Below are 14243 nucleotides of genomic sequence, written 5' to 3'. Positions count from 1 at the left end.
CCGTCAGGGGCGGGCCTTTTTATTCGTCGATGCGGACAACTGCCCGACCTGGGCAGATGACGTTGGCGTGCAGACAGGCTAACCGCCATAATTCACGGGAACGTTCCTGTCACGCCTCAACAAGCTCACCCGCCATGTCCGTCACGCCTTTGCGCGCCCCCATCTTTCGTCGTCGTTTTGCCCGGCTTGCCCTGATCCTGCTCGCGCTGTGGTTGTTGCTATGTGCCGTGGTCGCGTTCTGGTTGCCCGGCAAGCTGCAGCGGACGGCCGCCGAATGGGGCGTGAAGCATGGCCACCAACTCATCATCGGTGACGTATCGATCAATCCCTTCCGCTGGACGGTAACTTTGCGTGACATCCGGCTGGCAGACGGCATGGATCAACCGTTATTCCTTGCACAAGGGATACGGGTGAACCTGGATCCTTCCGATCTGCTGATCGGGCGCTACCGGCTCAGTGAACTGGTACTGGATCGACCGCAGCTTACCCTTGCCCGTCAACAGGGCGGCCGCTGGAACTGGGAACGCTTCATCCAGGCCGTACAAGCGCCTGGCCCGGTACCGCCGTCGCCCGCGACCGAACCGCCCGATCTGCTGATTGATCATCTGGCCATTCAGCAGGGCAGCATGGTAGCGCGGGATAGTATGGCTCCGGCCTGGCGGCTCGACCCCTTGAATCTCATCTTGAATGATCTGGCGACGCGCCCCAGGGAGGGGGCATACCAGCTCACGGCTACGCTCGACGATGGTGCTCGCCTCGAGTGGCGCGGCAGCCTGAGTCTCGCGCCGCTGGTCTCTGCAGGGGACATTCGGGTCAGCAAGCTCACCCTCGCCAGATTGTGGCCTTTGACCGGTGATGCGATACGCCTGGCGGCGCCTCGAGGCAGTCTGGATGTACAAGCGCGCTACCAACTGACCAGCCGTGACAAGCTCGGCTTAACCTTGTCCGCATTCTCCGCCAGCCTCGATGGCCTGGCGCTGGAGGCCCCTGGTAAGGCCAGCCGTTTCGAGTTGCCCCAGATCAAGCTCAGTGGCGGTAGCTTTGATCTGGCAGAACATCGCCTGCATATCGCCGGCATTGAATTGCTAGGCGGCAAGCTTTCGGTGCGCAAGGGTGAGGATGGTGAGCTGGACTGGCTGGCGGCGCTGCCTGCCAAGCCGGCCGATGCCGCGCCGCCTCAGTCGGAGCAGCCCATGGTGCCGGCTCCCTGGCGCGTTGCCGTGGAAAAGATCGCGTTCCGTGACTGGTCGCTGAGCCTGCATGATGCCAGCACGGTTCAGGCCCATGATCTGGCCGTGCGTATCCCGGCCGCCAGCTTTGCCATCCGGCAGAACAAGCAAGGACTGGGGCTTGAGGCGCTGCAGGCCGAACTGGCAGATCTGAATATCGGGGATGGCAAGGGCGGCGTGCCGCTGACGATCGCCACGGCCAGCATGGCCCCCGGCACGGTCGAGCTGGATGGTCGCAAGGCCATGCCGGGCAAGTTGACGGTAACGGGATTGTCGGTGATCGCCAGCCGGGGCGCGGACGGGAAGATCGATCTCTCCAATATGTTCAAGCCACTACAGCCCAAGGCATCTGAGCCGAGCCGCTGGAAGGTAGTGCCGCCAGAGCTGGCGCTGACTGGCAGTGGCATGAGTTGGCATGACCTTGTCGAGAACAAGCCCGTTGCCATCACGCTGGCCGATTTGCAAGGTACGGCCGACCTGAACGGTGATGCGGACCTGAAGCTCCGTCTTGGCGGGGCGTTGGGTGGCGCTGCACAAGGCGCCAGGCGCGGCGCGGTTGAGGCCGACCTGCTGATACAGACCGAGGCCGGCAGGGCCGAGGGCTCGATACGGCTTAAGCAGGTGCCATTGCAGCCGCTCGCCCCCTACGCTGTTGCGGGTACGCCGTTGACGCTGGCCAGCGGGGATGTATCGGCCCGGCTGCAACTGAGAATGCCGGCTGCGGGCGGCTGGCAGTTGGGTGGTAGTGCCAATGTCGGGTCATTGACTGTCATGGAGCCCAAGCAGGCCGATCCACTGGTTGCGTGGGAGGGTCTGAATGTCGAGGGCCTGACGGTCAAGGGCGGCAAGGCGCTGGCGGTGAACATCGACAAGCTGCGGCTGGAGTCCCCCCGGTTGCGCTTGCGGCTTGATGAACAACGCAACCTCAACCTGACGACCTTGTTCACACCGCCGGACAAGCAAAAGCCGACGCCGGCAACCACACCTGCTTCCGCTGTCGAGAAAACGGCCAGGGTTGAGGCGGTCGTGACCGATGCCGAAGGTAATCCCACTGCGGACGCCCCCAAGTCTGCACCGGCCAAGCGCCGTGCCAAGGATGGGCCGCAGTTGAGCATACGCTCGGTGGTGGTCAAGTCTGCCGCGCTGGATTTTGCGGACCGTAGTCTCAATCCCGGCTTCGCCTCGCAGATACACGATCTTTCCGGCACGGTGCAGGGTGTTGCGACTGACCCGAACAAGCACACCACGGTGACGCTGGATGGTCAGGTGGATCGCTACGGCGTGGTGCGTATCCGCGGCACGCTCGCACCGTTTGCAGTAAGCGATGACAGTGCGCTGGTCATGTCGTTCAAGAACATTCCGATCAATAGCCTGGACCCTTATTCCAGCAACTTTGCAGGTTGGCATCTGCAGGATGGTCGCTTGAACGTGGACCTGCGTTACGCGCTCAAGGACCGAGTGGTCAAAGGTGAGAACAAGGTGGTGATCCAGTCGATCAAGCTTGGAGAGGAAGTGGACAAGCCGGGCGTGACCAAGCTGCCACTCAGCCTGGCGGTTGCGCTGCTGGAAGACAGCGACGGTCGGATCGAGCTGGAGTTGCCGGTGAGCGGCCGGCTGGATGACCCGGAGTTCAGCTACGGGCACCTGATTGGTCAGGCTATCGCCAATGTACTGACCAAGATTGTGACTTCGCCGTTCCGGGCTTTGGCTTCGTTGCTGGGTAGCGAGGGCTTCGAAGCCGTGACGTTCGCACCAGGTCAGGCGGCCGTTGCGCCGCCCGAGAGCGAGAAACTTGCGAAGCTGGCGGAGATGCTTGGCAAGCGGCCACGCCTGACCGTCGCGATGGCCGGCACCTATGACCCGAAAACCGATGTGCATGCGATGGCACGGGTGCAGATCGATACCGAAATCCTCACCAAGGCCGGGCTCAAGCCTGAGGCCGGGTTGCCGGTGGGCCGGCCGGATTTTGAAGATCCGGCCACTCAGGCTGCCATCCGCAGCAGCTATGGCAGCCGCATCGGCCAACTGGCGCTGGCGGGCAAGTTGATCAGTACCAAGGATGAACCGGCGCGTTACAAGGCGTTTCGTGAGGAGATGATCGCGGCGGTTGAGAAATCCATCGATACCCCCACCTTGCTGACATTGGCCAGGCAGCGGGCAGAACTCGCCAAGGCGCAGATCGTTGCTGCTGCGCCCGCGCTGGCGGACCGTATCACCCTGGGCGAGCCGGCCGTAGCGGAATCCCACGGCGAAGGTGTGCCGATGGAGATCAAACTCGATACGCGAGGCGCTGCCGAACCAACGATGCCGGCCGGCCCAGCGGTCGTCGCGGCCCCGCAATGACATCCCGGGCTATCGCCGTGGAACACGCGATAACCTGAATTGAGGAGGACACCATGCATCTCGTTTGCCCATCTTGTGGCGCGACCAACCGTATTCCCAACGAGCGGCTCAAGGATGAGCCCAATTGTGGCAAGTGTGGCCAGGCGCTGATGGCGACGACGCCGGTCCCGCTGACGGATGCCGCGCTGCCCAACTTTCTTGCCCATACCGAGCTACCGGTGCTGGTCGACTTCTGGGCCGCCTGGTGCGGCCCCTGCCGCATGATGGCGCCACAGTTCGATGAAGCGGCCCGCGTTGCGCCGGATATTCGCTTCGTGAAGGTGGACAGCGATGCCGCGCCGGTTGCCAGCCGCCATTTTGGTATCCGTAGCATCCCGACCTTGCTGCTGATGAAGGATGGCCAGGAAATCGCCAGGCAGAGCGGCGTCATGCAGGCGAGCCAATTGCTCGCGTGGGCGCGTGCCGCCCTGGCACAACATCAGGGTGGTTGAGTCACCCGATTTCCGTTCGGTGACCGGCGGCGCTATCGGGTTTCACCCAACCGCTTTGCCCATTCATCCTGGATGGCCTTGTAGCGGCCGTTCTGGCGGATGGTTGCCATGCCTTGGTCAAAGCGTTGCAGCATGACCGGGGCATCGGGATGGTTGCGGGAAAAGACGGTGTAGACCCCCGCTGCGGCCACCTGCCCGACGATCTTGAACTTGCCGGCAAACTCGTCGGGGCGCTTCCTGATCAGCGCCTGGGTATTGAGGTCCATTGCCACGGTGTATTGAACCCGGCTGGCGATCAGCATCCGGAAATTGTTCTCGTCCCGTGGGGTATAGACACGCAGGATCCGTGCGTTGTCGTCGAACTCAGGCCCGTATTCGTAGCCATGCGTGACGGCCACGTATTGGCCTTCCAGATCCTTGGGACGCAGGTTGTGCTCGGTGGACGCGATCGGAGCATAAATCTGGTACTGGACATGGAACATGGGCTGCTCATGCCACAGGTAGTCCTTTTCCAGTGCGGCGTTGCGCAAGGTATCGAAGCAGCCTACCAGTGCGCCAGCCTTCGCCAGGGCCATGCAGCGCGCATAGGGCATGATCTGGTAGCGCACATCAATGCCTGCAGCCTGATACGCGGCACGGACCAGGTCGATGGTGATGCCTTGCAGCCGTCCATCGACCACGCCGGAGTAGGGGAACCAGTCATCCTCCGCACCGATGGTGACCGTACGGGGAGCCACGGTAGGCGCGGCCAGCGTATGGATTGTCATGACTGCGCTTAACGCCCAGCGCTTCCAGCCCATGGTCCGTTCTCTCGTCTTGGGTGTGCTGTTTCCAGTATAGGAGGGCAATGAACATTGCCATGAAAAAGCCCGCCACCCTTGCAGGGATGGCGGGCCGGCATCGATGGACCCCGCGGCTTACAGGAACATGCCACCCGAAGCCTCGATTCGCTGGGCATTGATCCAGCCATTGGCGGGCGAGAGCAGGGAGGCGATCACACCGCCGATATCGTCCGGCTGTCCGGTACGCCCCAGCGCCGTTTGGGATGCGACGAAACGGTTCAGCTCGGCGTTGTCACGCAGACGGCCACCGCCGAAGTCGGTCTCGATGGCGCCGGGGGCTACCACGTTGACAGCAATGCCACGCGCGCCCAGTTCCTTGGCCTGATACTTGGTCAGGGTTTCGATCGCCCCCTTCATGGCGGCATAGGCCGCATAGCCGGGCAGGGCAAAGCGGGTGAGGCCGGTCGAAACATTCACGATACGGCCACCGTCGGCGATCAACGACAAGAGTGCCTGGGTAAGGAAAAACACGCCCTTGAAGTGGATGTTTACCAGTTCATCAAACTGCGCTTCTGTCGTATCGGCGATGCTGGCGTGCGCCCCGATACCGGCATTGTTGACCAGATAATCAAACGACTTGCGCTGCCAGGTCTTGTCCAGGATCTGCGCCAACCGAGTGGCAAAGTCGCCGAAGCTGGCGCTGTTGCCCACATCCAGCGGCAGGGCAACGGCTCGCCGACCCAGGGCCTGGATTTCTGCCACGACCGCAGCGGCTTCTGCTTCCTTGCTGCGGTAGGTGAGGATGACATCCACGCCTTGCCGTGCCAGGTGAAGGGCTGTGTTCTTGCCGAGGCCGCGGCTGCCGCCGGTGACGATTGCGATCTTTTTGTTCATGGTGGAGCTCCTTTTGTTTGTGGGGAAACCCGGGGGTGTTTGGGGATGGCTGCAGTCTATTGGGGATTTTTGTGCCTACAAAGATGGGTAATTTGATTACACTGTTCGTGTAGAAAGAACAGTTGGGTGGGGTATGAACCGTCTGGAGGCGATCAGGATTTTTGTGCGGGTGGCGGAGCTGGGGAGTTTTACGCAGGCGGCCGAGGGTTTGAATCTGCCGAAGGCCAGCGTTTCGACCGCGGTAAAGCAATTGGAGGCGGTGCTTGGGACCCGTTTATTGCACCGGACGACCCGCAAGGTGCAACTGACCCAGGATGGTCAGGCATTCTTTGAACGGAGCCAGGACCTGCTGGCCGACATGGATGAGCTGCAGACCATGTTCCAGAGCAGTGAGGCGACGTTGACTGGGCGCTTGCGGGTGGATATGCCCAGCCGGGTGGCCCGTAATATCGTGATTCCCCGGTTGCCAGAGTTCATGCAACAGCACCCGGATCTCGCCCTTGAGCTGAGCAGTACGGACCGGCGGGTGGACCTGGTGCGGGAGGGCTTCGATTGTGTGTTGCGGGTTGGCACGCTGGGAGATGCATCGTTGATCGCCCGGCCGGTCGGGCAGTTGCACCAGATCAACTGTGCGAGCCCGGCCTATTTGCAGCGCTACGGTACGCCACGCAGCCTGGCCGACCTGGACCGACACTTGATGGTGCATTTCCAGCCGCAGTTCGGTGCCAAGCCCGTAGGCTGGGAGTATGTGGATGACGCGGGCAATCAGCGGCTGCCCATGGCGGGGGCGCTGACCGTCAACAATACCGATGCCTACGAGGCTGCTTGTCTGGCCGGGTTCGGGCTGATCCAGGTACCGGGCAGCGGGGTGCGGCACTTGCTGGAATCGGGCCAACTGATCGAGGTCTTACCGGAGTACCGGGCGGCACCCATGCCGGTATCGCTGCTCTATGCCAACCGTCGGCACCTGCCGCGCCGGGTGCAGGTGTTCATGAACTGGTTGGCCGGGCTGATGGCAGGCGGCCTGACGTAGCGGTGCTGCGGTCACCTGCAGCACCGGACTCTGTTCCCGGCCCAGCTCAACTGGTCAAGCTGTTGTCAGATGGCGACCGTGCGACCGACATAGAGTATCGGGCCGGTCGGACGGCCGATGGGCGAGCCGTTTTCGGGCTCGAGGGTGATCTCGAACAGTTGCTCCGTGCCGACGGCGGGCAGGCGCGAGACCGGGAATTCCACGGTTTGCCCGGCGCGCACCAGGCCCAGCGAGGTGGGCCCAGCGGCGCCCTGCGGCTTGGTCCAGAACTGAAGCGAGCGGCCGGCGGGCATTGCGCCGGTATCTGCCACCGGCACCAGCCTCAGCGTTTGGCCGGCCTTGATTTCTACGACCCAACCGGTGGCGTGCTTGTCCGGGCTCTGCAGTACCGCAAGGTAGCGTACGCTCGGGATGTCGGGAGTCGGGGTACGTAGCAGCAGCAAGCTGGCGAGCAGGATCGATGCCGCGACGGCCAGCGCGCTGACGCCTTGCCAAAGCTGCACACGCTGCCACCAGGGTAGCCGGGCCGGTGGCTGATAGGCCCTGGGGCGCGTCACCGTCGCGGCGACGGCGACTTCAATGCGCTGCCACAATGCGGGTGACGGGGCGGCGGCCGGTATGCTTGCCGTCAGGCTCAGCAGGCGATCCTGCCAGTGATAGACCCCGGTTTTCAATGCTGAGTCCTGTTCCAGCATGGCGCCGACAAGGGCGTGATCCTCGGGACTCAGGGTGCCGAGTACATACTCGCCTGCGGCGGCAGCGCGTTCTGCCGGATCTTGAAGGTTGATCACGCCATGCACTCCTTGAGGCTGGCAAGGCTGCGCCGTATCCAGGATTTGATGGTGCCGAGCGGCGTTTGCAGGCGCTCGGCTATCTGTTCATGCGTGTAGCCATCGACGAAGGCATGCATGACACAGTTGCGGCGGGCTTCATCGAGCTGCTGCAGGCAATGCTCCAGGCTTTCGGTGTCGAGGCCGCGGTCATCGGCCCGGTCGCCGGCCTCGCGCTGGTCAACCAGCGCGACCAGCTCGGCCGGGTCCAGCGTCTGAAGGCGACCGGGTGTGCGTATTTCCTTCAGCGCCCGGTGGCGCACGATGGTGTAGATCCAGCCACGCGCTGAGCCGAGCGCGGGCTGGTAGGTGGCGGCGTGCTGCCAGACCTGCAGGAAGGCATCCTGCAGGACATCCTCGGCCCGCTCCCGGTCGCGCACGATGCGCAGTGCCACACCGAGCAGCCAGCGCGCCTCTTGCTCGTACAAGGCGCGCAGGGCGTAGTGTTCCCCGCGGGCGCAGGCGAGCACGGCAGCTTCGTAGTCGAATCGGGTTGCTACGGTCGGCATAGATGGGCCTGGCTCGCTTCAGCGAAAGGTGGCATGGACACTAGCAGCTACGCCGCCCGTCCTCAAGCGGCCTTCCAGAAGATGTAGTCCGCCTGGTACTTCACCACTTCCTTCCGGCCGGCGGCCATCTGATCGCAGGGGCTGGCTGGCGCGACGCCGCCCTGGGTCGCCACGCGCTGAATGAAGGTGATGCCGGCCATCGCACCGGTCCCCGTCGCCGGATTGGCCTTCACCAACTGTGCGGGAATGTTGCCGGTACCGGCTGGCGCGACGGCCAGCTGTGTGCCGGTGACCTTGGAGCCATCGAGCGATGCCCAGGTGGCGGGTGGGCCGTAGTAGGTACCGATCCGGGTGCCGCCACGGTTTTTCAGATCCGCTTGCGGCCCCACGAATGTCCATTCGAACGCCCCCGCCATGTTGGCCTTGGCACGGCATTCGTAGGTGATCTCACCGATACCGGTGGTTTCCAGTGCGACCAGGTTGCCTGCAGGTACCTTGACGGCATCCGGCAGGGCATCCTGGCTGTAGGGCCTGGCTGGCGTACCGGGGCCGGACATGCCGGCGCAGGCGGAAAGCAACATCAGGCCGGTGGCCGAGAGGGTCAGGGTGGCGAAGGTCTTCATGGCGTAGCTCCTTGTCGGGTAGGGAATGCAAGCGGCGAAACCGCTGCTCACATTCCCTACTAGCCAGGTGCTCGCCGTCTGGATGCAGTGACCGGCAAATTATTTTTGTCGGCGCGCCATTGCTGATCGTCGTCGCTGGCAGCTAGCCGGCGTAGGCCGCTTGAAACCAGCCCAGCAGTTCTGCATCAAGCTCCTTTGCTTCGCCGACCTGTACCCGGTGGCTGACCATGGCGTTCCAGTTGCCGGCCTCGGTGAGCCGTTCCGTGGCTGGCGTATCCTTCAGCTTGATGCCGATATCGAGCCGGTCTGCGGTCGAGACCTGGATCAGGCCGATCTTCTTCTTGCCGCGCAGCACATTGATATAGGTGCTGTTGGGCGAGAGTTCCACGTCGGGGCCCAGCGCCTTGAGTTGGCCGGCGAAGGCGTCGCAGGGCTGGCGCCAGTGGGCCTTCTTGCCGCTGAACAGGGCCGCAAACTTGTCCTCGGCCGGGGCGCTGAACTTGTCCGGGTTCAGCAGCAACTGCGCCATGGCGTTGGCGTGGCCATGGCCCAGTTCGAAGTCGGTCTTGAGCCAGGCGACGGCCTCGCCCACCTTGGTAAAACCTTTCCCCGCGGCCAGCTTGCGGAAGTCGTCCGGAGTCTTGCCGGTCTTCTCCCGGATACTGTCTATGTAAGCCTGGAAACTCATGTCTCTCTCCTAGTTCAAGGTTCTTATCGGTGGTGCTCGTTGGTGGCCAGACCGTACGCTGCTGATCCCAGCCGTTTTGCCATGACGAACTCGTCGCCATCCTTCTCGCCCGTATCGACGAAGCCCAGCTTTTCATAGAAAGGCCGGGGGCTACCCTTGCCTTCGCGGTAGTACAGCGTGACGCGGATGCTGCCATGCCGGGCGTAGAGCTCCTGTTGCAGCAGCTGCATGGCGGCCTGGCCGTAGCCATAGCCTTGGTACTGGCTGCCGATCATGAACCGTAGCAGGTGAAACTGCGCCTTGCCGGGATGGCACCAGAAGGCCAGGAGGCCCACTGGTGTCTCTTCGGCATAGACGACACGTAGCAGTACGTGTTCATGGTCCAGGTAGGCCTTGGCGATCGTGTTCTCGTTTGTGGCGACAAACCCGGTTTGCCAGGCACGGACGTTGAGGGCGATGACGGGCTTGAAGTTGTCGTGGCTCAGCGGGCGCAGGCTAACGTCTCCATGCACTGGCACGGCGAGGGGAGAATTGGCGGGCATCGTATCCGGGTACTGCTGTGGTTTTTCGAGATAGTACCGACAAGCCGGGTGGCTGTGCAGGTGCTTCCGTCACTGCCCCGGGGCACGCTTAATCAGCGTGCAGCGGCATTGTGCTGGGCGTATACGTCGCACAGGTATTCGACTTGCATCCTGGTCTCCATGTCAACCTGTGCGCCGTGGGGTTTTGGTGAAAGTTAAAGCAGACTTTAGATAAGTTGGATTTATCTCGGCAGAATTGCACGCTGGTTACCGCTGCGTCTTCAGCTAAACCAGCGCCCCAGTGTAGCAATGCCGATAGTGAATACGCCGAGCGCCAGATTGATGCCGACAAGCTGGCGGATGCGATTGAGCGCCGAACCCGCCAATGGCCAGACCTGATCCGCCACGGCTTGACACAGCAGACGGTAGGGGCGGATGTAAACGTAGATGAAGATACCTACCATGACGAGGCCGCTCAGCATCATGGCGTGCCAGTTGCGAGGGGCTGCGGCAAAGCCGACCTGGCTGATCATGATGAAGCCGCTGACAGGAATAATGACGGCTATGCCCCCTACCCAGGGAAAGAACCGCGCGAAGACCTGGCGCCAGAGCTGTAGCCTGATGGCCGGCTCGAGCAGGCTGGCGGCGACCGGTCGCAGGCAGATGTAGGCGAAGAACATGCCGCCTACCCATAGCGTCACGCTGGCGATATGGAGGAAACGTAGTAGCGGATCGATGGACATGACGTCTCCCGGTGTTTTTTAGGTCGATTGAGGAGGGCGACCTTGCGACCCGGCTACTTACTGCCGATAGTGAAGGCCAAGGTTGGAGGATGGCATGAATAACAGGCTGGTAGAGAAAAGCCGCCGTGGCATGGCTACACGGTGGCAGGATGGGATATTGATGGTTGGAAGTGCTGGCAGGCGTGCTGGCGCCCTGGCTGTGCTGTTTGCCCTGCCGCTCTGGGCCGGGGCGGCCTGCGACAAGCTGGTCTATGCCACCAACCCCAAGTACCCACCGTATGGGTGGGCGGAGGACGAGGTACGCTATCAGGGTGCGGCGGTGGCGCTGCTCAAGCTGGTGGCGCCGGCCAATGTCACGCTGCAGCCCGCGTTCTATCCCTGGAAGCGGGCGCTGTCGATGGCCGAGAGTGGCGAGATCGATCTGCTGCTGGCCTTGCGTATCACGCCGGACAGGCAGCGCTATCTCAGCTTTACCCGCAGCCGGGCCTTCCATAACCCTATCGTGGTGTTTGTCGCAGCCAATAGTCCGATAAGGACGGCCGAGTGGCCGGGGCTGGCGGCCTATCGCGGTGCGGTCAGCGCTGGCGACTTCTTTGGCAGCGGTTTCGATGAGTATCTGAAGACCAGTCTCAAGGTGGAGGTTGCGCCCACCATGGTCGAGAACTTCAAGAAATTGCGCGCGGGCCGGGTTGACTACTTTGTGACCGGTGAGCAACTGGGCCGCGCCTACCTGCGCAATACCGAGGGTGCTTTGTCGGGCAGCATCGTGGCGCTCAAGCCGGCGATCAGCGACGGTGATATCCACTTTGGCTTCAGCAAGAAGTCCGCCTGCCTGGGTCTCTTGGAAGCCATGGACGAGAAGCTGGAACAACTGGACCGCAAGGGTGTACCAGCAAAGCTGCTGGATGAGGCGATGGAGCAGTTTGCAGGCAGGGCGAGTTTCAACTGGAAAGGTGAAGCGGCGCCGGTACCCCGGTAGGCATGTTAGTGATTTCTGATGGGTTAAGGTAGCAATGCTACCTGCGCTAGCCGTATGCCGATGTGACGCTCCGGACTGGTTGCTCGCTTACCAGGGAAAAGAGTAAATGCTCCAGAATGTGTCATTCCTGGCTTTGCATTTTTAATCTTTTAAAACAGTGTGATAGATGTCCATTTGCACGGTATTGGTGCATCGCAATATCGAAACTTACTGAAAAATTACGCAGAACATTCAGAATGCCCCGCAACGTAATTTAGTTTCAGTCCGGGCCGTTTGCCGGCCTTCTACCTGAATCGATGCGGGGTTTTCCATGACTGTTGCGCGCGTACTTGCTGTCTCCCTGCTTGCCCTGTCGGGCCTCGCCCGGGCTGATATTGTCCTGGGGCAGTCGGTCCCTATTTCGGCGGTGGCGGGGGATAGCGGGCGAGGGCTGTCGCTGGGCGTCGGGGTGGCGATTGCCGAGGTCAACGCAGCCGGCGGGATCAATGGCGAGAAGGTCCGGCTATCGCTGCTGGACGACCAGGGCAAGATGGACCTGATGCAGGCCAATACCGCGACCTTGACCGGCGCGGAGAAGGCGCTGGCGCTGGTCGGTTACTGGGGTACGCCCGATCCGCTGGCCAGCCTGCTCGACCGGGAAAAGATCGCCCTGGTGGGTGCCGGGGCGGCGATCACCGATACGCAGCAGGCGGAGAACCGCCATGTGTTTCACCTGCGGCCGAGCTACAAGGCGGAGGTCGATAAGCTGGCGAGCATGATCGGTAGCTGGCTAGGCACCAAGCGGGTGGGGCTCCTGGTGCAGAACGACGCCTTTGGTACCGCGGTGGGTAATGTCGCGAATGCCGAACTGAACAAGCGCGGCATCAAGCCGCTGGCGATGGTGCGACATGAGCCGAGCGCGCCTGATCTGGGACCGGCGGCCGAAGCCCTGCTGCGTGCCAGCCCCGACGTGGTGATCATGATCTCCAACAGCAAGTCGGCCGGTCAGTTCATCAAGCGGTTCCGCGAGATGGGTGGCGGGGCGCAACTCTATAGCCTGTCGAATGCCAATTACGAGGAAGTGGTCGAGCTGATCGGGGCGGAGACGGCCAGTGGCGTCGGCATCGTGCAGGTGTTTCCTTATCCGCTGGACAGCCGCCTGAAGCTGGCACGCGATTACCAGGCCGCAATGAAGGCCTACGCGCCGAAGCGGGCCAAGCTCTCCTATGCGTCGATGGAAGGCTATATCGCCGGCCGTACCACGCTGGAAGCGATCCGCCGCGCTGGCAAGAACCCCACCCGCCAGAGCGTGCTGCAGGCGCTTGATGAGATGCGCAGCTATGACCTGGGCGGATTTGTCGTGGACTTTGCCGACAGCCACCATGTGGGTGCCAAGCTGGTCGACGTGACTATGATCAGCGGTACCGGCAATCTGAGCCGCTGAAGCAAGGGGCGCATGCCCCTTGTCCATCAGGCCTTGCGCAGGAAGCAGGCCTTGAGCATGAAGTTGCCGGCGTCCATCTTGCAGTCCACTTCATGGTCGCCGCCCTCCACGAGGCGGATGCTCTTGACCTTGGTCCCGACCTTCAGCGTGATGGACGAGCCCTTGACCTTCAGGTCCTTGATCAGCACGACGGCGTCGCCGGTTGTCAGCACATTGCCATTGGCATCCCGCACTACGGTGTCGACCACCTCGTCACCGTCCGTTGCCGCCTGTGCGGCCCACTCGAAGCCGCAATCGGCACAGACATAGTTGTCGCCATCCGGGTAGGTGTTCTCCAGGGTGCATTGGGGGCAGGCGGGGATAGCGGACATGATAGGTTTTCCGGGGCAATGAATTGATTGGAGGCGCCTTAGCGCCTCCTTGAGCCGATGCATTATACCCCTATTCATGCCATGGTCTTTAGGCTGGCATACCTCCTGCTATTTCTCCGTACCGTTCGTACACAGAAACGAGCGTGGTCCAGGAGGGACAAGCATGAACGTCAACAGCAGCCTGCAAGCCTATCAGGCCCATAGCGCCTATGGCCTCTCGTACAACCGGCAAAACCTGGCCGCTGCCACGGCAGACGCTGCCGGGATGGGCAAGCGCCAGGAGGAGGACAAGGTCAGCCTCTCCGCCGCCGGTCTTGCCAAGTCGGCTGCGGCCGACGATGGCATGAAGGTGCGCATGTTGGACTACTTCGTCGGGCCGTCTGCCAAGCAGCCGCCGCCGGGGGCCGGGCCGGTGGAGCAGATGGCTTACCGTCGTGACGGGATCAGTATCGATATCACCAGCAAGCCGGCACACTACAAGGATAATGGTGAGGCCGTGACCTGGGAGAACTGGCTGGCACGCGAGCAGGAGATCGACAAGCGGGTCGATGGCCGTATCGAAGTGTACAACCGGGCCAAGGCCGATGGTCTGTCCGACGACGAGATCGTCAAGCGGATCAAGGCCTACGATCAGTCCCTGCCGGCAGGGGCGAGCCATCAGGACTTTGTCGAAAAGAACCCGCTGCCGCTGCCCAGCATGGCCCAGATACTGGCGCTGGGCTCGGTCGAGCAGCAGCGGCGGACCATGTTCGCGAGCCTGTTTGCCTGATGTGTGACCCAGGCT

The 14243-nt window shown here is 62.4% G+C and carries 15 protein-coding genes; 6 read left to right on the top strand and 9 right to left on the bottom strand.

What is annotated here, in order from left to right:
- Positions 1-134 precede the first annotated feature (134 nt).
- On the top strand, positions 135-3572 hold the full coding sequence (locus ACYVHK_RS14015) for a DUF748 domain-containing protein (RefSeq protein ID WP_460533100.1): 3438 nt from the start codon (positions 135-137) through the stop codon (positions 3570-3572).
- A gap of 53 nt (positions 3573-3625) precedes the next feature.
- Positions 3626-4063, top strand: coding sequence for a thioredoxin TrxC (gene trxC, locus ACYVHK_RS14010; protein ID WP_460533097.1), 438 nt, complete (start codon positions 3626-3628; stop codon positions 4061-4063).
- A gap of 32 nt (positions 4064-4095) precedes the next feature.
- On the opposite strand, the gene ACYVHK_RS14005 is transcribed toward trxC, so the two are convergent.
- Together ACYVHK_RS14005 and ACYVHK_RS14000 are read right to left on the bottom strand one after the other, a co-directional pair.
- Positions 4096-4830: a substrate-binding periplasmic protein gene (locus ACYVHK_RS14005; protein ID WP_460533094.1), complete on the bottom strand. Its 735-nt coding sequence runs from the start codon at positions 4828-4830 to the stop codon at positions 4096-4098.
- A 150-nt stretch (positions 4831-4980) separates the two neighbouring features.
- A complete protein-coding gene (locus ACYVHK_RS14000; protein WP_460533090.1) occupies positions 4981-5739 on the bottom strand; it encodes an SDR family NAD(P)-dependent oxidoreductase in 759 nt (252 codons plus the stop codon).
- Between the two features lie 133 nt (positions 5740-5872).
- On the opposite strand from ACYVHK_RS14000, the gene ACYVHK_RS13995 reads away from it, so the two are divergent.
- On the top strand, positions 5873-6772 hold the full coding sequence (locus tag ACYVHK_RS13995) for a LysR family transcriptional regulator (RefSeq protein WP_460533087.1): 900 nt from the start codon (positions 5873-5875) through the stop codon (positions 6770-6772).
- 65 nt (positions 6773-6837) lie between these two features.
- Here ACYVHK_RS13995 and ACYVHK_RS13990 read toward each other — a convergent pair whose 3' ends face one another.
- The 6 genes from ACYVHK_RS13990 to ACYVHK_RS13965 form a co-directional block, all read right to left on the bottom strand.
- Complete coding sequence (locus tag ACYVHK_RS13990) at positions 6838-7563, bottom strand: anti-sigma factor (RefSeq protein WP_460533084.1); 726 nt, start codon at positions 7561-7563, stop codon at positions 6838-6840.
- On the bottom strand, positions 7560-8111 hold the full coding sequence (locus tag ACYVHK_RS13985) for a sigma-70 family RNA polymerase sigma factor (protein WP_460533081.1): 552 nt from the start codon (positions 8109-8111) through the stop codon (positions 7560-7562). Before ACYVHK_RS13985 ends, ACYVHK_RS13990 begins: the two co-directional genes overlap by 4 nt.
- A 62-nt stretch (positions 8112-8173) precedes the next feature.
- The gene (locus ACYVHK_RS13980; protein ID WP_460533078.1) at positions 8174-8734 is read right to left on the bottom strand and encodes a DUF3455 domain-containing protein; all 561 of its coding nucleotides are present in this window, start codon (positions 8732-8734) and stop codon (positions 8174-8176) included.
- Between the two features lie 142 nt (positions 8735-8876).
- The gene (locus ACYVHK_RS13975; RefSeq protein WP_460533075.1) at positions 8877-9422 is read right to left on the bottom strand and encodes a DUF4287 domain-containing protein; all 546 of its coding nucleotides are present in this window, start codon (positions 9420-9422) and stop codon (positions 8877-8879) included.
- A 23-nt stretch (positions 9423-9445) separates the two neighbouring features.
- Positions 9446-9964 (bottom strand): GNAT family N-acetyltransferase, encoded by a 519-nt coding sequence (locus tag ACYVHK_RS13970; protein ID WP_460533072.1) that lies wholly within the window; start codon positions 9962-9964, stop codon positions 9446-9448.
- A 260-nt stretch (positions 9965-10224) separates the two neighbouring features.
- Positions 10225-10686 carry a CopD family protein gene (locus tag ACYVHK_RS13965; RefSeq protein ID WP_460533069.1) on the bottom strand — a complete coding sequence of 154 codons (462 nt, stop codon included), beginning with the start codon at positions 10684-10686 and terminating at the stop codon, positions 10225-10227.
- 94 nt (positions 10687-10780) lie between these two features.
- On the opposite strand from ACYVHK_RS13965, the gene ACYVHK_RS13960 reads away from it, so the two are divergent.
- Both ACYVHK_RS13960 and ACYVHK_RS13955 read left to right on the top strand, forming a co-directional pair.
- The gene (locus ACYVHK_RS13960) at positions 10781-11665 is read left to right on the top strand and encodes a substrate-binding periplasmic protein (RefSeq protein ID WP_460533067.1); all 885 of its coding nucleotides are present in this window, start codon (positions 10781-10783) and stop codon (positions 11663-11665) included.
- 310 nt (positions 11666-11975) lie between these two features.
- Positions 11976-13088, top strand: coding sequence for an ABC transporter substrate-binding protein (locus ACYVHK_RS13955; RefSeq protein WP_460533064.1), 1113 nt, complete (start codon positions 11976-11978; stop codon positions 13086-13088).
- Positions 13089-13114: 26 nt separating this feature from the next.
- Here ACYVHK_RS13955 and ACYVHK_RS13950 read toward each other — a convergent pair whose 3' ends face one another.
- Positions 13115-13459, bottom strand: coding sequence for an alkylphosphonate utilization protein (locus ACYVHK_RS13950; protein ID WP_460533061.1), 345 nt, complete (start codon positions 13457-13459; stop codon positions 13115-13117).
- 163 nt (positions 13460-13622) lie between these two features.
- On the opposite strand from ACYVHK_RS13950, the gene ACYVHK_RS13945 reads away from it, so the two are divergent.
- Positions 13623-14228, top strand: a complete 606-nt coding sequence (locus tag ACYVHK_RS13945; protein WP_460533058.1) for a hypothetical protein — start codon at positions 13623-13625, stop codon at positions 14226-14228.
- The last annotated feature ends 15 nt before the right edge of the window (positions 14229-14243 follow it).

The sequence above is a fragment of the Chitinimonas naiadis genome (genome assembly GCF_054780835.1).
This window is presented reverse-complemented; position numbering and strand designations above follow the sequence as displayed.